The organism is Bacteroides sp. AR20 (genome assembly GCF_964250605.1).
Classification (GTDB): domain Bacteria; phylum Bacteroidota; class Bacteroidia; order Bacteroidales; family Bacteroidaceae; genus Bacteroides; species Bacteroides uniformis.
The window spans coordinates 26491-51191 of sequence record NZ_CAXUGK010000031.1; the positions used below are offsets into that span (position 1 = coordinate 26491).

The window sequence follows — 24701 nt, forward strand, 5'->3', positions numbered from 1 at the left end:
CAATCAAAAAATCAATGTATGTCACAACAAGAAGACGATTTGAGGGCATTGGCAAAAATCATGGATTTTCTGCGTGCCGTGAGTATTATTTTAGTGGTAATGAACGTGTATTGGTTCTGCTATGAAGCCATCCGGCTGTGGGGCGTGGACATCGGCGTGGTGGACAGGATACTGATGAACTTCGACCGCACGGCGGGGCTGTTCCATTCCATCCTCTACACGAAGTTGTTTGCCGTCCTGCTGCTTGCCTTGTCATGTCTGGGAACGAAGGGCGTCAAGGGTGAGAAAGTCACTTGGCGGAAAATCTGGACGGCAATCGCCGCCGGGTTCGTACTGTTCTTTCTGAACTGGTGGATACTGGCTCTGCCGCTTCCGGTTGAAGCGGTCACGGCTCTGTATATCCTGACCATCGGCACGGGATATGTCTGCCTTTTGATGGGCGGTCTGTGGATGAGCCGCCTGTTGAAACATAATCTGATGGACGATGTTTTCAACAACGAGAACGAGAGTTTCATGCAGGAAACGAGGCTCATCGAAAGCGAGTATTCGGTCAATCTGCCCACTCGCTTCTATTACAAGAAGCGTTGGAACAACGGCTGGATTAATGTAGTTAATCCCTTCCGTGCGTCCATCGTGTTGGGTACACCGGGCAGCGGCAAGTCATACGCCGTTGTGAACAGCTTTATCAAGCAACAGATTGAGAAGGGCTTTTCGATGTATTGTTATGATTTCAAATATCCCGACCTCTCGACCATCGCCTATAACCACTTGATGAACAATCCTGACGGCTACAAGGTGAAGCCGAAGTTCTATGTGATCAACTTCGACGACCCGCGACGCTCACACCGTTGCAATCCCATTCACCCGGATTTCATGGAGGATATTACGGACGCTTACGAGAGTGCCTACACCATTATGCTCAACCTCAATAAGACGTGGGTGCAGAAGCAGGGCGACTTCTTTGTGGAATCACCGATTATTTTGTTTGCCAGCATTATCTGGTATCTCAAAATCTACAAGAACGGGAAGTATTGCACGTTTCCCCATGCCATTGAACTACTCAACCGCCGCTATGAGGATATTTTTCCGATTTTATCCTCCTATCCCGAACTGGAAAACTACCTTTCCCCGTTCATGGATGCATGGCTTGGAGGGGCGGCTGAGCAGCTTCAAGGGCAGATAGCATCGGCGAAAATCCCTCTTTCGAGGATGATTTCCCCGCAGCTCTATTGGGTGATGTCGGACAGCGAGTTTACGCTGGACATCAACAATCCCGAAGAGCCGAAAATCCTCTGCGTGGGTAACAATCCCGACCGCCAGAACATCTACGGGGCGGCTCTTGGTCTGTATAACTCCCGTATTGTGAAACTCATTAACAAGAAGGGGATGTTGAAGTCGTCGGTTATCATAGACGAGCTACCGACGATATACTTCAAGGGGCTGGACAACCTCATTGCCACCGCGCGAAGCAACAAGGTTGCCGTGTGTCTGGGATTTCAGGATTTCAGCCAGTTGGTGCGTGACTACGGGGACAAGGAGGCGCGTGTTGTCATGAACACTGTCGGCAACATCTTCTCCGGTCAGGTGGTCGGGGAAACCGCCAAGACGCTCTCCGAGCGGTTCGGTAAGGTGTTGCAGAAACGGCAGTCCATTTCCATCAACCGGCAGGACGTTTCCACCTCTATCAACACGCAGATGGACGCGCTCATACCGCCGAGCAAGATTTCCGGGCTTACGCAGGGGATGTTTGTCGGTTCGGTGTCCGACAACTTCAACGAGCGCATCGAGCAGAAGATTTTTCACTGTGAGATTGTGGTGGATGCAGAGAAGGTGAAGCGGGAGGAAAGTGCCTACAAGAAAATCCCCGTCATTACCGATTTCACGGACGAGGACGGCAACGACCGCATGAAGGAAACGGTGCAGGAAAATTACCGACGCATCAAGGAAGAGGTGAAGCAGATTGTTCAGGAGGAACTGGAGCGTATCGCCAACGATGATAACCTGAAACATCTGTTGCAGCAGAAGTAGCCCATTGGCAATAATGGAAACAAGCGGAACAAGTTTCAAAACCTGTCCCGCTTGTTTTTTTGATGTCATTTTCTCATGCGTTCCAGCTCTTCATCGCGCAGCATTCTCTCGTTCAGTTTCTCCTGCATCTTGTCGAGGAAATAGGTACGGCTTTCGTTTTTCCGACGTTTGATGTCGGTATAGAAGCGGTAGCAATCCTTCGACTCAATACCGAATATCTTGTAGAGAATCGGGGCGAGCTGTTTTAGCGGCATATTGCCGTTGTTGATACAGCCCATCTCGTCTATGCCGTAGATAAGTTCCACGAGGTCGATGGCGTTGCCCGTCCAAAGAAGGCTGGCGGTGGTTTCTGTTGCGTTGTTGGCGGATATTAGTGGTGGCACTTGGGGCGTGGCAAGGAATTTCTGCATCTTTCTTACGAAAGACAGAGCCTTGCTGACGTAGGCGGCAATCTCTCTTCTTTCTTCTGACAGATTACGCACCGGATGGTGCTGCAACTCGATTTCGATGTAGGCAAGCGCGATGACGGTAAGGTTCATGTCCATGCCGCCGTTGCACAGTTCTATTACTTGGGTGGCGAAAGCCGTGTATGCTTTTTCCATATTGCAGTCTCCGGCTTCGTTTATCCGGCGGAAGAACTCGGTTTCCGCCAATAAAAAATAATTCATGTCCTGTCAATTTTGAAATTTTACACTCTGTTTTCGGTATGCGCACATGAATATAATTGGCAAAAAACGCGGCAGAAAACAAAAAATCCAACGCTCAATTTTACAAAGTGTTGTATTTCAGTGGTATAAAATTCAATATTTTTTCACAGGGACAAATTATCTCCGACTTAAATTGTTTGTAATCAGAACATTTATTCTATTCTTGAAAATAAAAATGTATGCTTGCCGCACATTTTGGCTATCTTGCTTTTTTATCAAGGATGTAGATAATGCGGCATACACCGTTGGGAAAACTTTTCAAAGAGGAAAGCGTCCAGTGTTGCTCTGGCAGAGCCGACTTAAAAAAATGTCGTCCGCTTCCGGATATGAAAGGAACGGTGTATAGTATGATTTCATCCACAGCGTGCATACGCAGTAGTCCGTTTATATAGTCTGCCGTGTCCGGTGTGGCTTCCGCGAGGTAACGGATGTTTGTGCCGTCTTTTCTCCATTCGTGCAGCATTGAAATGGAATAGTCTGGTGTCACGCGGTAAAGGGCGTTCTTCCTGATTTCATCAAGACCGCAACGGTCAAGGCACAAATCCTGATGTGCTTTATAATATAACTCTGAAGAAAGACATCCGTCCATCGTCAGTACGGCGAGAATCTGAACTTTACCCATAATCGTTACCTTTCATTAGGCAAGGGCAAAAAAGTAGCGTGCAATTCACACTACCTTCAAGCGATGGCTCTGGTAAAGCCTTTACGGAGAGTACGTGAATGCACGCTATGCGTAAGCATAGCATAAGCATCACGCAATCGTCTCCGTAGTTCCAATTTACCAGATTTTCGCTTGAAACGCCTTGCGGTCTTATCCTATATGTTGGCGGCGAAAAGCTCCTGCCAATCGCCGTTTTTCTCAAATGTTATGCAAAGATAGCCAAATTCAGTGAATTACAGGCTATGATTGCTTGAATTTATATTTAAGTCCATACTCTTCAAGTTTGCTGTATAGTGTTGTCCTGCCTATTCCGAGCAGTTCGGCGGCGACACTCCGGTTGCCGTTTGCCTGTTTCAACGCACGCAATATCCGCTCCTTATCCTCCGCGTCATTGCGCAGGGCGAAGTTGACAGTAGAGGTCGGTTTCGTCACGGCAAGTTCCAGATGCTCTTTCATGACAACACCTTCCTGCGCCTGCAATACAGCACCCATAACTTTCTGCCGAAGTTCCCGCACGTTGCCCGGCCATGCGTGTGTCAGCAACGCTTTACGTGCTTCGGAACTGAACCCGCTCACGCTACACTCCAGCTCTCTGTTTGCCATATCACGGAAGAACTCTGCCAGCGGCATGATGTCTTCCTGACAGTCACGCAACGGAGGAACGGTTATCCCGAAGTCGTGCAGGCGGTACAGAAGATCCTGCCGAAAACGCTTTTCACTCACTGCCGCTTCCAGATCCTCGTTGGTGGCGGCGATGATGCGGACATTGAAACTCCTGTCTGCCTTGTCTCCGACCGGGCGATACCGCCTCTCCTGTATGGCGCGGAGCAACATCTGTTGGGTTTCCAACGCGAGGTTTCCTACCTCGTCCAGAAACAGCGTGCCGCCTTCCGCCTCATGGAAATATCCTTTCTTGGCACAATCTGCTCCTGTAAACGCTCCCTTGACGTGTCCGAAGAAGGCCGAGGGCGCAAGCTCTTTGGTGAGTGAACCGCAGTCCACCGCCACGAATGGCTTGACTGCCCGCTTGCTCTTGTCGTGCAGGTGGTGGGCAATATGTTCCTTACCCGTGCCGTTCTCTCCGAATATCATCACGCTCATATCGGTAGCGGCTACCAGCCTTATACGGTGCATGATTTTCTGAAATGCGGAACCGTCACGGGCGAACACAGGCATACGGCGTTGTCCTGCCTGACGTTCTTTCAGTATGGAACGGATCAGGGGGACAAGTTTATCCTCCACAAGCTGTTTGGGAATATAGTCTATCGAGCCGAGTTTCATGCTTTCCACGGCGGTATTAACTTCGGCGTAGTCGGTCATAATGATGAAGGGCTGCATCTTTCCCTCCTTTCGCATCCAGCGCAAAAGGTCAATGCCGTTACCGTCAGGCAGGCGCAGGTCGGCAACCACGATGTCATTATCTGTCGCCTGTTGTAGATGTTTCTTCGCGGTTGAGAGGTGGTAAGCCTTCACGGTGCGGTAGCCCTCCCGCGCCAGCATGTTGCAGACAAACTCGCAGTACACGATATTGTCTTCTACCACAATTATTGTTGTCTTATCCATCTTCGTATTTTCTCCTTTCCTCTTCTGCCAACCGGATTATTTCCGCTCCCTTATCCAGCACGGCAGTCACGGCATGGCTTAACGCTTCACCATCCGGGAGTACATCGCCATGAAGCAATCTGTAAAGTACATTTAGCGGTTGGTCGGCACGTAGCACCTCCCACGAGCTGCGCAGGTGGTGTGTCAGGGAATCCAGCTTTTGCAGGTCTTTTTCTGTTGCCGCTTCCCGTATTGTCTGCATCTCTTTTTCAGTTTCCGTCATCAACTTTTCCAGCATAACGGCTTCATTGCCGTAAGACAGCAAAGCTGAAAAATCCGGTTTCCCGTCCGGTGTTTCTTTTATGGCACACCTGTCGGAAACCTCCATCAACTCCGATATGGAGAACGGCTTGAACAGGCATCCGGCAAAGCCTTTTGCCAATAGTTCCCCTTTGTTACAACTGCCCGAAGCGGTTGCCACAACCACCGGGATTGTTGGTGAATTGCCCACGTTGGACGAACGCAACAGTTCCAGTAATTCGAAACCGTTTATACCGGGCATATTCAAGTCTGTCAGCAACAGGCTGTATTCTTTCTGGCGTATCATTTCCATCAGTTCCGCAGCATCGGTGCAAGTGTCGCAGTGTATTCCTTCTTGGGAGTACATCTCTTTCAGCATCAGAAGTAATACCTCATCATTGTCAATGGCGACAACATCATGGAATTTATTGTTATGATAAACAGGTGTATTGCTTGTATATCCAAGCTGTTCTTCAGCTTCCTGCATAGAAATTTCAACTGTGAAACGACTGCCTTTCCCTTTCTTGCTGTCCAAACGGATTGTTCCGCCAAGCATCGACACAATATTACGCATTATGGCAAGCCCAAGCCCGAAACCCTCCTTTGCGGCGGCATTTGATAGACGTTCAAACGCACCGAACGCTTGTTTCTGTTCCTCTTCTGTCATGCCTGTACCTGTATCTTCAACGACCAGTGTCAGAACTCCATTATCATATTCAGTAATCAAAGAAACACCGCCTTCTTCTGTGAACTTGACTGCGTTTGACAGCAGGTTATTCCCGATTTGTATTATTCGCTCTTTGTCGGTCAATACAATGGCATCGTGTCCAGTCTTCACGGACAAGGACAACCCTTTGTTCACTGCAACAGGAATGAACTCCGTTTCAAGTGTGTGCGTGATTGCAGAAATCCGGCAGGGTGACAGACGGGGCTGTTCCTTGCCGTTGTCCAGGCGGAAGAAGTCAAGCAAAGTGTTGAGCATATCCCGCATACGGTCGGAGGATTGCAGTATATTTCGGATATATTGCCCATTATTACCGCTATTGCATTCTTTCCGCAAAAGTTCGGTATAGCCAGTTATTGCCGTCAGTGGTGTACGCAACTCATGGGTAATAGTATGTACCGCTTTCTTTCGGGAGGTTATGAGTACCTCATTTTGTTGCACGGACTGTTCCAATTGCTCGATCAAATCCGTTGTCTTGCGTTTGTATCGTTTAATGTTCTTTGCATCACGGTGTATGATGATATAGGAAATGACCAACAGCAAAAGAACAAATCCCATCAAGCCGCCTATCTGCATAAATGATTTTTTACGCATCGCTGTTATCTCGCTTTCTCTATTTTGTAAATCAGATTGTACCTTCTTTTCGATTTGGCAAATCAATCCTTGCAGTTGTCTGTTAAGTTCTGCATTACGGGCAGCAAGACTATCGGCTTGTTCTGACAATCGACGGCTCTGCGCTTTCTGTTCGTTGACCATGTTTCTATTGGATGAACGGAGCGTAGTCGTTGTTGTCGTTGGCTTCGTTCCCTCTTTTTTGCCAAAGATGCCCAAGAAACCTTTTCGTTTTGGCTTTTTGGACTGTTCCTGCACACTTTTCTGCACAATAACCGGAATTTGATTGGCTATCTTCTTGTTAATAGATTGTTGTTCATCCATTAACCGGACTATCTGGAACATCTGTCGTTCCTTATCCTCTAAAAGACTGCGCACACTATCGATGCGCTCTGCTGGATAGGTGGCCTTGAAACGGCAGAGCATACTGTCCATTGCCATACGCCGTGCATGGTAATGCTCGATATCTTTATCGTTCCATTCCAGTATTGTTTCACCCAATAGAGAAAATTTTATCATTTGAATATTGATATTGTTTATTTCTTTTCGGAGCTCGTCTATTTTTTTATTGCCAAGTTCTAATGCTTCTATCTCCTGCCATTCATAGAGGCTATTATATGCCATACATCCGATAAGAATGGAGATAAGTATATATCCCAACTGTATTGCCTTATAGAAATTTCCTGACCGCTCCATTATTTTGATGACATTGATTTTTGGAACATGAATAAAAGTTTATCTTTTTCGTTCATGCGGATATTATCAGAATAATCGCCTTTTGTTATTTGATACCCGCATGGCTTGACCATAAAAACGCCTAAGCCCTTAGTGTATGAACTTACTTCTGAGGCGTAGTCTTTACTTGTATTTAATGGAACTTTCCCTTTAATATGACACCACTCATTATTGCAACTGATGTCTTCAATCTCAGACATCATTTTTTGCAAATCTGTAATAGCTTTGGAACTTGCCGCTTGGGGTATCTGCAACTCAAAATAGAGCATCGGTTCGAGAATGTCCACACCTGACTGTTGCAAGGCCAGCCTGAAGACATAAGGGGTCAGCTGTCTGAAATCAGCAGGTGTACTTACCGGGCTATAATACTCGGCTTGAGTAAAAGTTACTTTCAGATCAGTCACTTCCCATCCATGTAAACCAGATTGGCAAGACATACGAATCCCTTCAAAAACGGCATTTTGAAAAGAATGGTTCAGATAACCATAGGAGATGTCACTTTCGATTTGCAACCCTGTCCCTAACGGCAAGGGTTCAAGCGTCAGCCCTATTGTGGCCCAGTAAGGGTTGGGTGGCACTTCGATCTGAATAATCTTATTGACCTTTTTTACAGGTCGTTCTTTGTAGATAGTCTTGATCTCATCAAAATGGACCTTTACGGAAAATCGTTCTTCCAGCAATGTCTGTATGATTTCCTTTTGTGTCAAACCATATAACGAGATTTCCAATTCATCACTATATGAGTTTATGGAAAAGGACAAAGACGGGTCTTCAATCCACAATGTATTCAGAGCGGATATCACCTTGCTTCTCTCTTCGGACCTGTCTGGCCGGACGGAGGATTTGAGAGCGGGATGCTGATGAGATAACCCTTGAATCAAACAAGGTTTAGTACCTAAATAATCTCCGATTCGAAAATCTTCCATATCTTCTACAATCGCGATATCATTGGCCCCCACTTCATCAACATTTATCTCTCTGCCCTGATAAATAGTCTTTAGATTTTTAATCTTGATGAATTTTTCCGAATCGTTGATTCTTACAATGTCTCGAAGTCTCAGACTTCCGTCAATTATTTTTAGAAAACTTCTTTTATGTCCTTTGGGGTCATGCTCTATCTTATAGAGATAAGCTGAAAGTCTGTTTGAGACTGATTCTGGAGGAAGTATAAAAGAAGAGATGGCGTCCAACAACTCATTGATACCGATATTGAACATTGCTGATCCATGTAGTACCGGATAGACTTTGGCTTTTGCCACAAGATCGATTATCGTATTCCAATAATCAGCCGGTGAAATTTCGCTATCCGCCAAATATCGTTCTAATATATTGTCGTCATGGTTGCATACAAATTCTTTGTATTCTTCCTTTATATATGTTTGGGAGCAAATCGGATAAACCAATCCATCGACAACAGTTTGCATAAACAGGACATCTTGAGACAGATTTGTTTTTATATCCAGATACAAACGCTCTAAATTCACACCGTCACGGTCAATTTTATTGATAAATATAATTGTCGGGATTTGCAGTTTTTGTAAAGTATTGAACAGCAACTTTGTTTGCGCTTGTATGCCTTCCTTTGCGGATAAGATGAGGACTGCTCCATCAAGCATTTTGAATGTCCGCTCCACTTCCGCAATAAAATCCATGTGTCCCGGAGTGTCAATGATATTGCATTTCACTCCATTCCAGATAATAGATGTCGTAGAAGCCCGAACAGTAATTCCTCTACGTTTCTCTATATCCATAGAGTCTGTTATGGTGTCACCATTATCCACACGGCCGCACTTTTCCGTTGCTCCACTGGCAAACAGCAGATTCTCGGTTACGGAAGTTTTTCCTGCATCAATGTGAGCAAGAATTCCTAAATTTATAATATTCATTTGGATTAAGCAATAATATACTACAATAGATGCATTGTCGAAACGCACCTTTTAATACCTCCTCGTAGCATGTGAGAACTACAGGATTACTAACTCGTATTAATATGTATATTATTACTGCCGCATAACGATTACAAAATTACACAAAAAAATATATCTAACAAAAGTGGGAGGATTTTTTAACTTTTTACCATAGACATTTTATTAGGGAAGCGTAGGTTCAACTGGTAAGTACAAATAAGTAGAAATGTTTGAACAACAACGTTTTAGGAAGTTGAAAAAAATCAAGTTTCTCTCTCGGTATAACGTTTATTTTGGCCAATATCTTCTTTAGTTTGGCATTTGAGTATTTCCCATTCGTGTTCTATTTAGCTCCTTATTATGAGTATGTAGCAAGTTGCTTATCAAATTCAGCCTCTTTGAGGGTCAAATATGGTTTTGCAAATGGTGACTGACAAGACATAAACAAGGTCAGCAGGATTTTTTACATAAATGGACATGAATGTATATAACCTAAAATAAGAATAAATTTTAATAAGGGCTGCCCAAAAAGAAAAAAAATGCAGTTGCCATCCTACAGATACTTGCAGAAAGGATAAAATTTACTTTTAGACCTTTTGGGATAGCCCTTATTAATACTTCAGATAAAATTCCTAAGGTTATATTTTCAATCCTTTGGACCGGGTTTCCTCCTTGGCATACAGCCCCGGATGCCCAGTTATGGTGTGATTGGCGATAATACTTTCCGATGGATTGCGTATTTGCGGTGATGTATCTTCGGGATATTGCCTGATACCGTTTCGCACACCTTTCGCTTCCGGTTTGACCTGTTGCCCTTCATGCTCCTTTTCGGTGATTTCGGGTGTAGGCGGCGCAAGTTCCAGCTGTATCTTGCGGTCAAGGGCGGCAAGTTCGGACTTCAACTGTTTCAGTTCTTCCTCCTTCTTCCACACCTTGCCTGCTATCTCCTGCAACTGCGGTATCTCACGTTCCAAGACCTCATTCTTCGCTTTATACTGGTCGATGATGGAGGGGATTCTCTCAATCGCGTTGAGGAAGTTGCGGGCGGCGGCCAACGGGTCAGCCAGCGCCAGATGCCCGTTGTTGTAGGTGTACTTGTAGTTCCCCTCGACCACGAAGCGGTTGTCGGTAAACTCCAATCCCTCTTTGAGTATCCTTTCGCTGACCACCTTTATCGGGAAACCGTAAAACTCTCCAACCTGCGTGTACAACCCTCCGGTCGTGGCATTCTTGGCTATCTCCTGCAAACGCTTTCCGATGACTTTCTCATCGGCGGAATCCACTCCGTCCACCTTTATTATATTAAGGTGATTGCCCTCCTTGTCGGTCTGCACCACAGAGAGGAAGCGGTTCCAGTCCTCCGTCATGGCATCTATGAAAGCTGTGTTGTTGCCCAGCTCGCGGGTCTTCGATTCCAGCTTGAACTCCGAATCACGCTTGCCCTTGTTGAACGACTTGCGTTCCCCTTCGAGCGAGGCGATACGTTTTTCCAGTTTCGCCTTGTCCAGCAGGTCGGTGTTGCCGGATAGCAACGCCATATATTCCGAGAAGTTCATGCCCGATTTCTCGTCCATTGCCCCCTCGTCGATGGTACGCGCTTCCATAGCACCGCTTTTAAGCTGGCTGATGAAAGTCTGCTTGCAGTGCAGGAGGTTGAACTTGTAACTGTCCAGTGATTTTTCCACCGCGTAGATTATTACGTCCACGTTGTTCCCGGCGAAATGCTTGGCTATCTCGTTGCCTGCTCTAACTCCCCGTCCGTCACGCTGTTGCAGGTCGGACGGTCGCCACGGCGTATCAAGATGATGAATTGCCACACACCGTTTCTGTGCGTTCACACCCGTTCCGAGCATGGAGGTGGAGCCGAACAGCACACGCACCGTCCCGGCGTTCATGGCATCTATCACCGCCTTCCGAGCCTTGTCGGTCTTGCACTCCTGAATGAAGCGCACCTCGCTTGGCGGTATGCCGTAGTCCTCCGTCAGTTTGCGCTTGATTTCCGAATAGACGTTCCACCCATCGCCCGGCTGGTAAGTCCCCAAGTCAGAGAAAACGAACTGCGTGCCTTTCTGCGCGTCGTATTTTTGATAATACTCCGCGATTATTTTGGCACAGTGGCTCGCCTTGTTGTCGGGGTGGTCTTCGTAATGCGGGTCTATCATGCGCATGTCGAGTGCCATCTTCCGGGCATAGTCCGTGGCGATAAGCATCTTCGCCTTTTCCTCCGTTTCCGAAAGCGGCAGTCTGCCCAACAGGGTGGCGTCGCCCGTCTTGGCGAATTGCATCAGCTTCTGTATGAAGTCCTCCTGCTCCGGCGTGGGCGGTATGTGGTGCAGTATCTCGTTTTTGTTGGGACGGTCCACGCCCACATCCTCCGCCGTGCGGTAGTCCGTGATTTCATTATAGAAGGCGGCAAGCTCCGGCACTTTGATGAAGTAGCGGAAACGCTCCTTCTGCACCACGTTGTTCGTCACGTTGAACTCAAAATCCGTTGTCTTCTTGGCAAATATCGCCGACCACGCATCAAAACATCGAATGTCCTGCCGTTCCAGCTCCTTCGGGCGCAGGTACTTGAACAGCAGGTACAGCTCAGTCAGCGAGTTGCTGATAGTCGTGCCGGAGAGGAAGGTCGCCCCCAAGTCCTTGCCCGTGCGCTCCTGTATGGTGCGGATAGCAAAGAGCATGTTCAGTGCCTTCTGGCTTCCCTCGCTGTTCCCCAATCCCGCCACACGGTCGTGGCGCGTGTTGAAAGTCAGATTCTTGAACTGGTGCGATTCATCAATGAAAATGTGGTCGATGCCCATCTGCTTGAAGTCCACCACGTCGTCCGTGCGTGACTTTATGGCGTGTTCCACCTTCTCCAATTTCGCTTCAAGGTTATGCTTGCGCTTCTCCAGACCTTTCAGCATCGCCCGCGATACGTTCTTTCCCTGCTGGCGCAGCACTTCGAGGTTTTCCTCCACCGTGTCAAGCTCCGCTTGCAGGATGCGCTGCTGCAACTCCGGCGACTGCGGTATCTTGCCGAACTGGTCGTGCGACATAATGACACAATCGTAGTCGTTGTTCTTGATGTTGTTGAAGAAACGCACGCGGTTGGCGGTCGAAAAGTCTTTCTCCGAAGCGTACAGAATCCTCGCGTTGGGATATGCCGCTTGATAGGTGGCGGCAATCTCCGCAACATTGGCTTTCAGCCCGATAATCATCGGCTTGTGCGCCAAGTTCAGACGCTTCATTTCATGCGCGGCGATGCACATTATCAGCGTCTTGCCGGTTCCAACCTCGTGGTCACAAATTCCGCCGCCGTTCTGTTTCAGCATCCAGACGCAATCCATCTGCGAGGGATAGACGCTCCTGATGCCCCGGCTTGCCAGCCCTTTCAGATTGAGGTCGGGAAAAGTCTGATGCGAGCCGTCATACTTCGGGCGCACGAAACAGTTGAACTTGCGGTTATACATCGTCGTCAGCCGCTCCTTGAACTGTGGCGACTGCTCTTCGAGCCATTCGGAGAAGCCGTTTCGTATCTCGTCAATCTTGGCGTTGGCGAGCTGTATTCCCTCGCTGTCGCGCACCTTGATGTCGTTGCCATGCTCGTCCCTGCCGATGGACTTCATCATGTCGGGACAGGTGTTGTGCAGGGCGTGTTTCAGAAGGTGCATGCCGTCATAGTTACGGTAATACCCCTTCACCAGAAACTCGTCCGTGATTTTCATGGTGCGGTAGCCGCACGCCACCGAAAACTCGTCCATGCTTGCAGAGTAGGCGATTTTCACCTCCGTGTCGAACAGCCGGCTCATGTAGGCGGCATAGACACCCGTCGGAATCCAGCGTTCCCCGAAATTGAAATCAAGGTCTTCAAAAGCGATGCGCGGCGGTTCGGCATCTTTCAGAGCCTCCAACGCCTGCTTCACCTCCGGCATACGTTCACTTTCGGGGTTTTCGCCCATCCAAGCCTCTATGCGTTCCGCTTTCTCTATCACGTTTCCGGCAATAAAGCGGTCCTTAATCTCGTAACCGGTTACGAGCGGATTGTAATAGATGCGCCCTTGCAGGGCTGTGAGCAAATCCTCCGCCGTACTGTCGGTTATCTCCCGCATATAGTCGAGATCGACAGTGCCGAACTTGTTGAGCGACGCGGACAGTGCTTCTTCGGGTGAGCCGACGTTGGCATGGCTCTCCACGGAGAAGGAAACGGGACGCTCGAAGATGTCCGCCTTGACAAACTTCCCGTTCTCCGCCCGTTCCAGCGAAAGGATGTCACGCCCGCCCGCGTCCATCATCACTAACTTCACGTTCTGCTTGGCGTTGAGGTTGCCGTAGCGCATGACAAACTCATCGTAACAGGTGTTTAGATGCTCTCGCCACGGGACATTTGCTTCATGCAGGTTCGATTCATAGCGGTACAGCCGCTCGTAGGCGTCACGGAGTAAAACATACTGTAACGCCTTCTCCTTCTGGTAGCCTTTCAGGTCGAGCGGCTGGAATGTCGCCCCGTATGGCGTGATGTCCTTCAGGTAGCCGATGTTATGACGCCCCCTGTCAGCCACCAGCGACCCTTCGCGCAGGTGCATCTCCGGCGTGCGGTGGTAGGCACGCGGCGAAAGGTCCACGACTTCTTCCTTCGGCTTCTCCGCTTCGATGTCGGGGAAAAGGGAGGTCGCCACCGCTTCCGGTGGGGTATCTGTAACGGCAGGTGCGGTGACTGCTTCCGGCTGTGTTTCCTCCTGCCGTGGTTGCTCACGGGGAGTGTCCGGCACGGCTTTCACTTCCATCTTTTCCGCCGCCGCTTGTTTCTCGTTATGCTGCCTTGCCAGTTCCCGAAGTTCCTTCCTGCGTTCCGGCGTCAAATCCATCATCATCTCGTAGAAGCCGTTGATGGGAGGATTGGTATCCCAGTCCAACGTGGCATAGATGTCGTCCGGGTCGGCAGGCTTGGCGGTGTTCTCCGTTTTAGCCTCCTTGTTCTCTGTTACAGTCTTAGGGGTGGTAGCCGTCGGCACAGCCGTAACATTTTGTGTGACATGCACCTGTGGCTTGGGTAGAACGCGCCTTGCCGAGCTTTCCTTTTTCGCCTCCTTTTTCTTTTTGGCGGTTTTCGGTTGTTGGCTGACTTCTTCCGTCATCCCCCAGAGATCGAGCAAGGATAGCTGCACACCGTCAGAATATTTCGGACGTGGCTCTATCTCCGGCTTTTCCTCTGTGGGTTGCGGTTTCTCCGTCGGAGTTTCCACCGCCTGCATCGAAGATGTTGTTTCCATCTTTATGGCAGTACGCTCCACCTCCTTTTGAACGGTAACTTTTTCTTCCGTTCCCGACTGCCGGATTGAACCCGAATACAGACGCATGGCGAGCCTGTAATGGAAATCCTCGTCGAGCATACGGTGCAAATCCCCGGCGATGCCTGCTGCCTTGCCCTCGTGCAGATAGACCATAGCGGGCTTCCCGTATGGGTCGGTGTCAAGTTTCGCCGTCGTATGCACGATGCGTTCCGGGTGGTGGATGAAATAGGCGTTGTCGGTCAGGTCGGTTTTCGTGTCCGTCTGTATTACGGTCATCAGCCGCTCGTCCTGCGACATTTCCTTCTTGCTGAGGTTCTTTTGCAGGACAATCAGGTCACTGCCCACTTCTGTCCCCGCGTTGTCCGTGAACAGGTTGTTGGGCAGGCGTATCGCGGATACCAGATCAGCCTTACTGAACAGCTCGTTACGCACGGAGGTCTTGGTGCTGTTCAATACCCCTTGCGAGGTGATGAACGCCACGATACCGCCGTCACGCACGGCATCCAGTCCTTTGAGAAAGAAATAGTTGTGGATGGCTTTCTGGGCGGAGCGTCTGCCGAATGAGTCGCTCCGCTGAAACTCAGGGTCGAACACGGCTATGTCTCCGAACGGAATGTTGGACACCGCCAAGTCGAAATAATTGTTGAACGGTCTTTCGATTTTCTCAAAACCGCAGGTGCGCGTTTTCTTGCCGGGATAGAGATGCCTCAGGATTGTACCCGTGAGCAGATCCTTCTCGAAAGCCATCACATCCGCATTGGGGTTGTGCCGCAGCATGGAATCCACGAACACGCCAACCCCCGCCGACGGTTCGAGCATACGGGCGGGGCGGACGCTGTAATCTGCCAGCACGTCCGCGATGGTGTCGGTTATCTCTTTGGGGGTGTAGAAAGCGGTCAGCACGGACGCTTTCAGCGAATCCACAAACCGCTTGTACTCTGTTTCGTCCTTGCTGTTCTCACGGATAAGCCTGTGCAACTCCACTGTCGGGGCGAACAGTTCGAGGTCGGATTTCGCCCACCGGACGGCATCCGTCAGTTCCTTTGCAGGGTTGAGGATACATTTCAGACCGCCGAAACCGCAGTACCTTTGAAGTATGGCACGCTCTTCGGTTGTCGCTGTCCTGTTTTCCCTGTCAAGGATGAATGCCGTCCGTATCGCCTCGATGTTGTCCCGCAGTTTCTGTTTGCGGTTAAACGCCATATTCCCCGATGTAAAGGACGGTTGCCCCCGTCAGCTCCGTGTAGAGCAGGTCGTAATCGGAAGACAGGGCGAAGTTGTCGTCCGAGAGGTCATAGACGGAGAACACGTTGCCGACAAGCGGCAGGAGTTTCAGGACAAATGCTTCACGCTTCTCTTCCGGCACTTCGTCGGAGAACTCGTTTTCCACCACTTCACGGAGGATGGCGTACCGGGAATAGTGCAGTCCACGCAGCAGCGTGTCCATCGCCAGCTCGTGCGCACCGTGGGCGGCATAGCCTTCCAGCCGTGCCTTCTCATACGTTTCGGCGGCACGGTCGGCGCGTTCCTGTATGAAGGCGGCATCGTCTGCCTGTTCAAACCTGTTCGTGCTGAGATAGTCCAGCAGGTACAGACCGTAATAGGAAAAGTCGGTCTGACCCTCGTTTCTTTTCTTGTTGTTCATTACTTTGGATTTTAGTGGATTGATAAATACCGGGATAATTGAATGGAAAAAGGAAGAAAAAGGCACTCGGTATCCCTCCGAGTGCCACCACTAAATCCAAAGTATGAGTGTAATCCGGTATCGAAGAACAATTCATTACTCTGAACAAGTGGCAAAGTTAATACTATTTCTTCCGTCCTGAAAATTTCTTGCCCTTTTTAGCCTCCGGGAACACGAAAGTCGTGTTATATTCTCCGTCAAAGGCGACAACGGCATCGAAACTCTTGCCCTGTTTGCTCTTGAAGCCTTTGAGCAGTTTGGTATGCCCGTCGGTGAGCAGGTCCTTGATTTCGTCGTCGGACAGGGTGCGTCCCGCTTTCAGCCGGAACACGGGCAGTCCGCACTCCGTGTTGTCGCAGCGTACCACCTTGCCGTAGAAACGCATCCTGCCCGTGCCGCACTTGGGACACGCGCAGCCGGAGTCACGGCTGCCGAAGAGTTTGTCGCACGAGAGCAGTTCGGAGGTGATTTCCCGTGTGTACGCCTCTATCTCCTTGCGGAAGGTGTCGGCGGACAGTTCCCCGCGCTCGATGCGTGCCAGTTCCTTCTCCCATTCGCCCGTCATGGCTACATCGGCGATGCGCATCGTCTTGACGACGGAGTTGAGGGCAAGCCCCTTTTCGGTAGGCACGAGCGACTTCTTGCAGCGTTCCATGTAACCGCGCTTGAAGAGTGTTTCGATGATGGAGGCGCGTGTGGCGGGAGTGCCGATGCCGCAGTCCTTCATCGCCTGCCGCAGTACGTCGTCCTCGATTTCCTTGCCAGCCGTTTCCATCGCCGACAACAGGGTGGCTTCGGTATGCAGCGGCTTGGGTTTGGTTTTTCCCTCAGTGATGGACGAGCCTTTCAGTGTCAGCGTGTCGCCTTCCTGCCAGCCGGGGATGGTGGTTTCATCCTTGTTTTCCTCGCCATAGACGGCACGCCATCCGGCTTGCCTGATGACACTGCCTTTCACGGCGAACTCCACTCCGGCACATTCCGCCGTGACGTTGGTCACGTCCTTGACGCATTTTCCGGAGAATGCCTCAACCATGCGTCCGGCAACCATGTGATAGATGATACCGTCTTCTTTGGAGAGGAAGAGCGGTTTCTCTCCCGTGACGAGCAGGGCATGATGATCCGTCACCTTGCCACCGTCCACGCTGCGGCGTGTCGGCACGGCTTTCGCCTTTACCTTGCCTTCCCATTCGGGCAGTGTGCCGATGAAGGCGAGCAGCTTGGGGATTTCGGCGAACACGTCTTCGGGGATGTAGCGGCTTCCCGTTCTCGGATAGGTTATCAGCTTCTTCTCGTAGAGCTTCTGCGCGATTTCAAGCGTCTGTTCAGCCGTGAAGCCGTGCTTGGAGTTGGCTTCCTTCTGGAGCGTGGTCAGGTCGTACAGGAGCGGTGTTTCCTCCGTCTTCTCCTTGCGTTCGGCTTTCGTGACGGTGGCGAAGCCTGCCGCCTTTACCTTATTGTACAGTTCCATCGCCGGCTCTTTCTCCTTCCATTTCTCGGAGGATGAGAATTTCACGACCTCGCCGTCGCAACCGTCCGTTGCGATATGGAGCTGCCAGAAGGCTTCGGGCGTGAAGCGGCGGTTCTCCCAGTAGCGTTCACACACCATCGCCAATGTGGGTGTCTGCACCCGTCCCACGGAGTATGTGCCGTGTCCGGCGGCGATGGATAACGCCTGAGTGCCGTTGATGCCCACGAGCCAGTCGGATTCACTCCGCGCTTTGGCGGCGAGATAGAGGTTGTCGTACTTGCTGCCATCTTCGAGGTTGCGCAGCCCCTCGCGGATAGCCTTGTCGGTGAGCGAGCTTATCCACAGGCGCACAAACGGGGTGGTACAGCCAATGTAGGAGTAGAGGTATCGGAAAATCAGCTCTCCCTCGCGCCCGGCATCGGTCGCCACGATAATCTGTTCGCATATACTGAAAAGTCTTTTGATGACTTTTATCTGCGACACCACACCGCTGTCGGGTTTGTAGCCCTTCTCCGTCCTGACCTGACGGGGGACGAGCGTGAAGGTGTCGGGGATAATCGGGAGGTTGTCACGGACGAATCCGCGCACGCCGTAGCCGTCGGGCATGGCAGGCTGGACGAGGTGTCCGAATGCCCATGTCACGAAATAGCCGTATCCCTCGAAATATCCTTCCTCTCTCTTTGTCGCGCCCACGATGCGGGCGATCTCGCGTGCCACGGAGGGCTTCTCTGCAATGATTGTCTTCATCTTTTCTTTCTTTTTTCAGTTGATACTCTGGATTTTTTTGGATTTAGTGGCGGACACGGATTTACATCTTCATGCCCTTGTTGTTTTTCTTCGGCTTGTCCTGCTGCCGTTGCTGGTTCTCGTTCTTCGGGGCGGTCTGTCCCTTCTGCAACGGCTCTTTCAGTTCCTTTGTCGCCTCGTTGGTCTTGCCCTCGTTGTTCACCGCCACCTGTGTGCGGCTCTCGTTGGACGGGGCTACCTGCTGCGCGTTGTCGGGGTTCGTGTCGTAGCGGTACGGGCGACCTTTCTCCGGGTTGAACTTGAGGTACATGGTGGCGTGGAAGCCCTGCTTGTCGGTCACGTTCTCCAGCTTGATGGTCTTGCCCGCCACATAGTCGGCTTTCTGCTGTTCGGTGAAGTTCACTCCGCTCCATTTGCTGATGGGGCGGATACTGCCGTCCTCGTTTGTCCATGTGTTGCGGCGTTGCTCCTTCTGGGTGTTGGCGGCGTTTCCACTGTCATGCGTCTGGCTCTGCGAGGTGTCGCTCTTGGCTTCCTGCGTCTGTGCGGTACGGGGCGACTTGCCCGTTCCCGGCACGAACTCCACGCCGCGCTGTTCCACGTTCACTTGCAGGGTGGTGACGAACTTCCTGCCGTCGTTGCGCTCGATGAGTTTGTCGCGCACGGGCAGTCCGGCGCGGAGCATATCCTGCTCCTGCTTGGTGATTTCCGTCTTGCCGATGCGCTCCGGGATGCGTACCCTGTTTGCCGCGATGTCCGTGATTTCATTCGTCTTGCGGTCGATGCTGATGAAGGAGGGGGTGACTTCACCCGTTTCCTTGTCCACGAGGTCCACGACCCTGCCGAGGTTGCCCGTTTCGCGCATACTTTTCCGTTCCTCGTCGGTGAACTTGTGTCCCTTGTACTCGTCCAGCTTCTGCTCCTTGCGAATGAAGTGCGGCACGAGGCTGATGTTTCCTTCGCCGTCCTTCTTGAAGGAGAGGCGGGCGTCCAATTCAAAAGATTCGCCGCCGAAGGTGGGCTTGACCTTCACCAAGTCGGACTTGCCGTAGTTGAGCATCTTGGCGAGGTCGCCCGACTGTTTGAGGTCGTCATACTTCACTCCCCATTTTTCTTCCAGCTCCTGCCAGTTGATCTTGCTCTCGTCGATGGGCTGGTACCCCTGTCTGCCCTGCGTCTGTTGCGGGCTTTCCTGTTGCTGTTGTTGTTCTTGCTGTTGTTCCATGTTCTCCTGTTTTTGAGGTTCTTGTTTCTCTGTCTGTTGTGCAGTCTGTTCTTCCAGCACCTTCTTCTCATATTCGGAAGTGTCCACCTTGTGAGGGGCGAGCATCTCCTTGTTGCCTTCGGGGTCTTCAAGAAGTTGCCTGATTACCTCCAGTACATTCTCGGCTTGGTCTGCCGCGATGCGGTAGAAACCGAAGCGGCTGGGTTCCTTGCACTGCCGGAAGAAGTTGGTGAAGAAGTTGTCCAGCGCGTCGCCGTGTCGGTCGAGTTGCAGGAAACTCTGCGCGTTCTCCGCTTTAGCGGGGATGCGCTTGGGTGTGCCGTCCGCATTCAGCCCGGCTACCACGCTGATCTCGCCCGTCTTCTCGTCACGGACAACCAGCACGTCCTTTTCGTCTTTTTTCTTTGCCATCTGAAAAAGTTTTTAATTTGTTATTTATGAAAGAAATTATGGATACGAGCCTTGTAGAAGGCTATATCTTCATTTTTGAACTCCTTGACATGGTTGGAAAGGAAGGTCAGCACGTCTTCCTCGCTGTAATAGGTCTTCTTCCCAAGTGTCTTGTAGGGCAATGCGCCGATGCTGCGGTAGCGTTGAAGCGTGCGCTTGCTTATCTGGAGCAGCATACACAAGTCCTGATTGTCGAAAAGGCGGACGCTTTCCGAGAGTGTGGGCTGTTGCCCCTCCGCTTTCATGGACAGCAGCAGTTCGTCCTGACGGTCGAGCCGTTCCATCAGCTTCTGCATCCATCCCTCAAAGTTGTTTCGTGTGAGCAGTTCCATGACCTATGTCCTCCTTCCTTTTGGTTTGCCGCCCGTGCGCAGCCTATGGTTGTGGAAAAGGGTGTCTATTGTCCCTTCCTCGTTCCTTACGGTGTTGTCCTCCAGCAGCCGCAGTATCTCGGAAAGACGGTATCGGCAGCTTCCGCGTACCACCACATACTCGATGCGGTGGTCGGTGCGCATACGCTGCATGGTGCGCTTGCTCACGTTTAGCATCTTCGCCGCCTGCACCGTGTCAAGCAGCTTGTCTTCGGTTTCCCGCTTCCGTTTCTTCTCGTCCCTTGCCTCGCGGATGTACCCTGCGATGTCCGCAATCTGCGCCATCATCTCCTTGTAGGCGGAGCTTTCCATTGTTATCACTTTCATGTTCAGTCCTTTCTTTTTGTTTCTGCGACAAAATTCGGCAATAAACAAAAGGGGCTTTAACAACTCACTACATGACTCACGCAAGATTTTTACGGAAGATGGCTCCGTTACCCGGTCAAACGGCGCAACAAGCAGCCTTTCAGCGGAAAACGATACGCCTTGTATGCCGTGTCGTTACCTTTGCGGCAAATTCTAAATGACATGAATATGGAAATAGTATCTATCGAGAAACAGACTTTCGACGGGATGATGGCACAGATGGGTGCATTCGTGGAGAAAGTCTCCGCCTTGCAGCGCAAGGGCGATGAAAGGCGGCTTGCAAAATGGCTGACCGGGGAAGAGGTCTGCCGACAGTTGAGAATCAGTCCCCGCACGCTGGCGAAGTTGCGCGACCGTGGCTTTATCGGCTACTCGCAGATCGGCTACCGCTTTTATTACAAGCCGGAGGACGTGAAAAGGGTCATTCCGTTGGTCGGCACGATTTACCCCGCAGACCGTTAATCGAGTATTCACCTTAAAATCCGATGCAGAATGAACGAGGAGAACAATGTAATCACGATGGACACGGAAGACGTGACCATGCTGTTGCAGAACGTGCAGAAAAACTCGAAATGGCTTTCCGCCTTTCTGGAAAGTTACAGCCCGCCTTTGGACGGGGAGCGTTACCTGACGGACAAGGAGGTGTCCGAACTGCTCCGTGTGAGCCGACGAACCTTGCAGGAATACAGGAACAACCGCGTGCTTCCCTTTATCCTTTTGGGCGGTAAGGTGCTTTACCCGGAATCGGGTCTGCGTGAGGTGCTGGAAACGAACTACCGCAGACCAATCAGATAGGGCGATATGAAAAAAGGAAACGGGCGACACCATTTTGAAGTGCCGCCCGTTTTCCTTTGTCCTATTTTTCTTTATATGTATTCAACTGTACCCGATGTTCCCGTTTGGGAAGAACATGACGTATGCCTGCCGCTTCTCTTGGGAGAGAGCCTTGCCTACCAGCCATGTGCGGAACAGGTGGGCGTTGTAGGTGTTCAGCCGGAAAGCGACGGGGATGATGATTTCAAGCGTGTACACATCGGCGTGCAGACCGTTTTCAAGCTGCATATAGTGGCACACCTCGTAGTCGTTCAGCACGTCCGACTTGCGGACGGCTTTGATGGCGGCATTCACTGCCGGAACTCCCGCATGGAACAGTCCGGCGATTTCGGTGGCGGTCATCCACACGTCGTTACCGGTTACGCTGACCGACTTTTCATCTATGATGATTATGTCACGTTTCATGGCTTTTCTTTTTAGATGGTGCAACCTGCAAATTCCTCGACACTGTTCAACCTTGCGGCAAGGTTCTCCATGTCCTGATTGAGCTTCTCTTTGGTGATCTTCGCGTAAATTTGCGTCGTCTTTATGCTCTTGTGTCCGAGCATGGAACTGACGGTTTCAATGGGTACGCCGTTGGAGAGGAATACCGTCGTGGCTGCCGTATGACGGCTTTGGTGCCAAGTGATATGCTTGGTTATGCCACATCTTTTAGCCACGGCACGGATACCGCCAAGGCATGTGTTATAATGCGGTACGGGGAATATCCTGCCGTCTTCACACAGCCCGCGATACTTGTCGATGATTCGCTTGGCGATGTCAAGCAGGCGGATGTTTGACACCACGCCCGTTTTCTGGCGGTTGATGTTTATCCACTCGTGTTCGTCGAAGTAGGTGCGGATATTCTCTTCCGTGAGGTTGCGCATATCCGCGAATGACAAGCCTGTGAACGCACAGAACAGGTAGAGGTCACGATACAGTTCCTGTTTGGCGTTTTTCAGTTTTCCGTCCATCAGCAGGCGGATTTCCTCTTTGGTTAGGAAACTGCGTACCGCTTCCTCCTTCTTGATTTCGTACTCGCGGAACGGGTCGCGTGTCAGCCACTCATTGTTGATGGCGATAAATACCATTGTCCGAAGCGGACAGATATACAGCCAGACAGTGTTGGTGCAGCAGTGCTTGTCCGTGCGCAGGAACATCTCGAAGTCGGAGATGAAAGCGGGAGTAAGCTCTTTCAGAGCGATGTCCTTCACATTGTAGCGGATGGTGAGGAACTCTTGCAGGTGCTTGTAAACGGTGCGATATTTGGCAAGCGTGCCTTTGGCTTTCATGCCTGCCTCCACCTGTTTCGCGTAGTCTTCGTTGTGCTGGCGGAACACTTGCATCAGCGTGTGGTAACGATGTTCCAGTCCGAGAAAGGCGTTCTTTACCTTTTCAGCGGTGACATAATTGTCACGCTCCATGATTTCCTGATAGTGCCTGTTGATGCGTACCCGCATCTTGTCAAGCATACGGTTCGTTTCGAGTGCCGCCGTGCTTCTGCCCGTGACACGTCCTCCTTTGGTGTCCCACAACTTCGGATCGACACTCAACTTGCAACTGAACTGCGTCTGGCTTCCGTCCACCGTGATACGCCCCATGACGGGAACTGTCCCGTCCTTTTTCACTACCTGCCGTTTGAGGTAATAGATTACTGAAAATGTACTCTTCATCGTTCTAAAATTTTTTGGTTCAAATTTAGTTGGTGAAGAGTTCGCTGTCGATACGCAAAACGGGGAGGAACGGCGCAATCTTTGTCAAGGGAGGATTATTTTCGCGTGAGTTGTTGGTAACTCACTATAAAATAGTTAATTTCGCCATTCTGCGAACAGCAGGAAAACCGGATTTTCGCATGGTTACGGAAAGGTAACGTAACGAAGTCACGACATGGCTCCCAACTGGCTTTTAACGCCTCCGGCAGTATTTTTCAACTTCTCCGTTTTGTCTATCTATCAAAGGTTTTACCTAATATTTCCGTATCTCACTATTTATCGCTAACTTTGCACACGAAATAAACAACAATAGGTATGAAGCAAAAACAATATATACTTCATTCTTTGGCAATAGAGGTCATTGCGGTGTTGCTGGCTTCGATGATTGCATTTCAAGTATGCAAGATATTTGGCATACGAATGAGTTTACTTCCATTTGTTATGGCTACCGGGTATGTCATACTAAAACTCATATATCATCTTTGTATTATCGTGGTAAGATATATTATAGAAGTCATCCCTCCATCATTCTTGGTATTAGTCAAGAAAAGAGTCAGTAAAAAGACATTGCCTTTAGCTTATTTTCCTATCTCAAACTGCGAAGAAGTTCAAAAAAAACGAATGGAGTTATTTCACTATGAATACCAGCGTGAACAACAACAGTATCAGCAGCAAAAAGAAAGAGAAGAAGACGAAAAATTAAATGTTATCCTAAAATACACACGAGATACATTCAAACGTTTTGACTTGGACGAAACAGAGATTTACCAAATTAGCGAATCTGTCCGCTATTTTGTGGCTAACCGTCAAGTGCTTTCTGTTACTGAAATTCATATCAAGAAGCGTTCCTCCCTCACACAAATCTCTTTGAAGAACTTTGCTTGGAACATCGCTTTTCAATATAATATAGGTAGAGATATGACTACATCATTTGTGATGGCGACATTTGCCGAATGGTTCGCTAACTATACATTTGACACTGTTAGAAAAAATCTGCGCACTACTACTGGGCGGCATAAGATTGAAATTGACGAGAAAATCTTATCAAAATACGGTATCTAATCCGTTTTTTTAGCTTTCTCATAATAATTATTATCGGAAGTTACTTATACTATCAGGTAAATTATATAATTTTGCTCTTGGATTAAAACATTTTATCTCATGGCTAATTTAAACAGACTAAAAGTGGTACTTGCAGAACAACAAAAAACTGGGAAATGGCTTGCAGAACAGATTGGGAAATCTAACTGTACTGTAAGTAAATGGTGCAGCAATTCTGTTCAACCAGACCTCAAAACGCTCAACGATATAGCCAATGTTCTTAATATTGACGTGAAAGACCTAATCGTCAGCAGTAATCATAACTGATTTAT

At 49.9% G+C, this 24701-nt stretch carries 18 protein-coding genes; 5 read left to right on the forward strand and 13 right to left on the reverse strand.

Annotation, left to right across the window (positions count from 1 at the left end):
• Window positions 1-18 precede the first annotated feature (18 nt).
• Complete coding sequence (gene mobC / locus ACESTD_RS14900) at window positions 19-2028, forward strand: conjugal transfer protein MobC (protein WP_103877889.1); 2010 nt, start codon at window positions 19-21, stop codon at window positions 2026-2028.
• A gap of 65 nt (window positions 2029-2093) precedes the next feature.
• Here mobC and ACESTD_RS14905 read toward each other — a convergent pair whose 3' ends face one another.
• The 11 genes from ACESTD_RS14905 to ACESTD_RS14955 form a co-directional block, all read right to left on the reverse strand.
• Entirely contained in the window at window positions 2094-2696 is a 603-nt protein-coding gene (locus ACESTD_RS14905) for an RteC domain-containing protein (protein ID WP_036896391.1), read from the reverse strand.
• A gap of 238 nt (window positions 2697-2934) precedes the next feature.
• Window positions 2935-3357 (reverse strand): dihydrofolate reductase family protein, encoded by a 423-nt coding sequence (locus ACESTD_RS14910; RefSeq protein WP_002560995.1) that lies wholly within the window; start codon window positions 3355-3357, stop codon window positions 2935-2937.
• Between the two features lie 279 nt (window positions 3358-3636).
• Entirely contained in the window at window positions 3637-4959 is a 1323-nt protein-coding gene (locus tag ACESTD_RS14915; RefSeq protein WP_002560996.1) for a sigma-54 dependent transcriptional regulator, read from the reverse strand.
• Window positions 4952-7270: an ATP-binding protein gene (locus ACESTD_RS14920; RefSeq protein ID WP_002560997.1), complete on the reverse strand. Its 2319-nt coding sequence runs from the start codon at window positions 7268-7270 to the stop codon at window positions 4952-4954. Before ACESTD_RS14920 ends, ACESTD_RS14915 begins: the two co-directional genes overlap by 8 nt.
• Window positions 7270-9195, reverse strand: coding sequence for a tetracycline resistance ribosomal protection protein Tet(Q) (tet(Q), locus tag ACESTD_RS14925; protein ID WP_002560998.1), 1926 nt, complete (start codon window positions 9193-9195; stop codon window positions 7270-7272). Before tet(Q) ends, ACESTD_RS14920 begins: the two co-directional genes overlap by 1 nt.
• 659 nt (window positions 9196-9854) lie before the next feature.
• Window positions 9855-15695, reverse strand: a complete 5841-nt coding sequence (locus ACESTD_RS14930; RefSeq protein WP_002560999.1) for an N-6 DNA methylase — start codon at window positions 15693-15695, stop codon at window positions 9855-9857.
• Entirely contained in the window at window positions 15685-16137 is a 453-nt protein-coding gene (locus ACESTD_RS14935; RefSeq protein ID WP_373158969.1) for a DUF1896 domain-containing protein, read from the reverse strand. Before ACESTD_RS14935 ends, ACESTD_RS14930 begins: the two co-directional genes overlap by 11 nt.
• Before the next feature lie 163 nt (window positions 16138-16300).
• Window positions 16301-18391 (reverse strand): DNA topoisomerase, encoded by a 2091-nt coding sequence (locus ACESTD_RS14940; protein ID WP_373158967.1) that lies wholly within the window; start codon window positions 18389-18391, stop codon window positions 16301-16303.
• A gap of 61 nt (window positions 18392-18452) precedes the next feature.
• Window positions 18453-20027 carry a DUF3945 domain-containing protein gene (locus ACESTD_RS14945; RefSeq protein WP_008653367.1) on the reverse strand — a complete coding sequence of 525 codons (1575 nt, stop codon included), beginning with the start codon at window positions 20025-20027 and terminating at the stop codon, window positions 18453-18455.
• Window positions 20028-20047: 20 nt separating this feature from the next.
• Complete coding sequence (locus ACESTD_RS14950; protein WP_103878223.1) at window positions 20048-20398, reverse strand: helix-turn-helix domain-containing protein; 351 nt, start codon at window positions 20396-20398, stop codon at window positions 20048-20050.
• Window positions 20399-20401: 3 nt separating this feature from the next.
• Window positions 20402-20764, reverse strand: a complete 363-nt coding sequence (locus ACESTD_RS14955; protein ID WP_103878222.1) for a helix-turn-helix domain-containing protein — start codon at window positions 20762-20764, stop codon at window positions 20402-20404.
• Between the two features lie 201 nt (window positions 20765-20965).
• Between ACESTD_RS14955 and ACESTD_RS14960 the strand changes: the two genes are divergently transcribed.
• Both ACESTD_RS14960 and ACESTD_RS14965 read left to right on the forward strand, forming a co-directional pair.
• Window positions 20966-21265 (forward strand): helix-turn-helix domain-containing protein, encoded by a 300-nt coding sequence (locus tag ACESTD_RS14960; protein WP_177801629.1) that lies wholly within the window; start codon window positions 20966-20968, stop codon window positions 21263-21265.
• Window positions 21266-21295: 30 nt separating this feature from the next.
• Window positions 21296-21598 carry a helix-turn-helix domain-containing protein gene (locus tag ACESTD_RS14965; protein ID WP_103878220.1) on the forward strand — a complete coding sequence of 101 codons (303 nt, stop codon included), beginning with the start codon at window positions 21296-21298 and terminating at the stop codon, window positions 21596-21598.
• A gap of 81 nt (window positions 21599-21679) precedes the next feature.
• Here ACESTD_RS14965 and ACESTD_RS14970 read toward each other — a convergent pair whose 3' ends face one another.
• Both ACESTD_RS14970 and ACESTD_RS14975 read right to left on the reverse strand, forming a co-directional pair.
• Entirely contained in the window at window positions 21680-22042 is a 363-nt protein-coding gene (locus tag ACESTD_RS14970; protein ID WP_177801628.1) for a RhuM protein, read from the reverse strand.
• An 11-nt stretch (window positions 22043-22053) separates the two neighbouring features.
• Window positions 22054-23289 (reverse strand): site-specific integrase, encoded by a 1236-nt coding sequence (locus ACESTD_RS14975; protein WP_103878218.1) that lies wholly within the window; start codon window positions 23287-23289, stop codon window positions 22054-22056.
• Window positions 23290-23643: 354 nt separating this feature from the next.
• On the opposite strand from ACESTD_RS14975, the gene ACESTD_RS14980 reads away from it, so the two are divergent.
• Together ACESTD_RS14980 and ACESTD_RS14985 are read left to right on the forward strand one after the other, a co-directional pair.
• Window positions 23644-24390: a hypothetical protein gene (locus ACESTD_RS14980; protein WP_373158966.1), complete on the forward strand. Its 747-nt coding sequence runs from the start codon at window positions 23644-23646 to the stop codon at window positions 24388-24390.
• 99 nt (window positions 24391-24489) lie between these two features.
• Window positions 24490-24696: a helix-turn-helix transcriptional regulator gene (locus ACESTD_RS14985; protein WP_016272796.1), complete on the forward strand. Its 207-nt coding sequence runs from the start codon at window positions 24490-24492 to the stop codon at window positions 24694-24696.
• Window positions 24697-24701: the final 5 nt, after the last annotated feature.

Coding starts and splice junctions, on each gene's coding strand:
- ACESTD_RS14915 (WP_002560996.1), bottom strand. CDS start 4,959: ATGGATAAGACAACAATAATTGTGGTAGAAGACAATATCGTGTACTGC.
- ACESTD_RS14905 (WP_036896391.1), bottom strand. CDS start 2,696: ATGAATTATTTTTTATTGGCGGAAACCGAGTTCTTCCGCCGGATAAAC.
- ACESTD_RS14960 (WP_177801629.1), top strand. CDS start 20,966: ATGAATATGGAAATAGTATCTATCGAGAAACAGACTTTCGACGGGATG.
- ACESTD_RS14940 (WP_373158967.1), bottom strand. CDS start 18,391: ATGAAGACAATCATTGCAGAGAAGCCCTCCGTGGCACGCGAGATCGCC.
- ACESTD_RS14970 (WP_177801628.1), bottom strand. CDS start 22,042: ATGAAACGTGACATAATCATCATAGATGAAAAGTCGGTCAGCGTAACC.
- ACESTD_RS14955 (WP_103878222.1), bottom strand. CDS start 20,764: ATGAAAGTGATAACAATGGAAAGCTCCGCCTACAAGGAGATGATGGCG.
- ACESTD_RS14950 (WP_103878223.1), bottom strand. CDS start 20,398: ATGGAACTGCTCACACGAAACAACTTTGAGGGATGGATGCAGAAGCTG.
- ACESTD_RS14935 (WP_373158969.1), bottom strand. CDS start 16,137: ATGAACAACAAGAAAAGAAACGAGGGTCAGACCGACTTTTCCTATTAC.
- ACESTD_RS14945 (WP_008653367.1), bottom strand. CDS start 20,027: ATGGCAAAGAAAAAAGACGAAAAGGACGTGCTGGTTGTCCGTGACGAG.
- ACESTD_RS14975 (WP_103878218.1), bottom strand. CDS start 23,289: ATGAAGAGTACATTTTCAGTAATCTATTACCTCAAACGGCAGGTAGTG.
- ACESTD_RS14910 (WP_002560995.1), bottom strand. CDS start 3,357: ATGGGTAAAGTTCAGATTCTCGCCGTACTGACGATGGACGGATGTCTT.
- ACESTD_RS14985 (WP_016272796.1), top strand. CDS start 24,490: ATGGCTAATTTAAACAGACTAAAAGTGGTACTTGCAGAACAACAAAAA.
- ACESTD_RS14980 (WP_373158966.1), top strand. CDS start 23,644: ATGAAGCAAAAACAATATATACTTCATTCTTTGGCAATAGAGGTCATT.
- ACESTD_RS14965 (WP_103878220.1), top strand. CDS start 21,296: ATGAACGAGGAGAACAATGTAATCACGATGGACACGGAAGACGTGACC.
- mobC (WP_103877889.1), top strand. CDS start 19: ATGTCACAACAAGAAGACGATTTGAGGGCATTGGCAAAAATCATGGAT.
- ACESTD_RS14930 (WP_002560999.1), bottom strand. CDS start 15,695: ATGGCGTTTAACCGCAAACAGAAACTGCGGGACAACATCGAGGCGATA.
- ACESTD_RS14920 (WP_002560997.1), bottom strand. CDS start 7,270: ATGGAGCGGTCAGGAAATTTCTATAAGGCAATACAGTTGGGATATATA.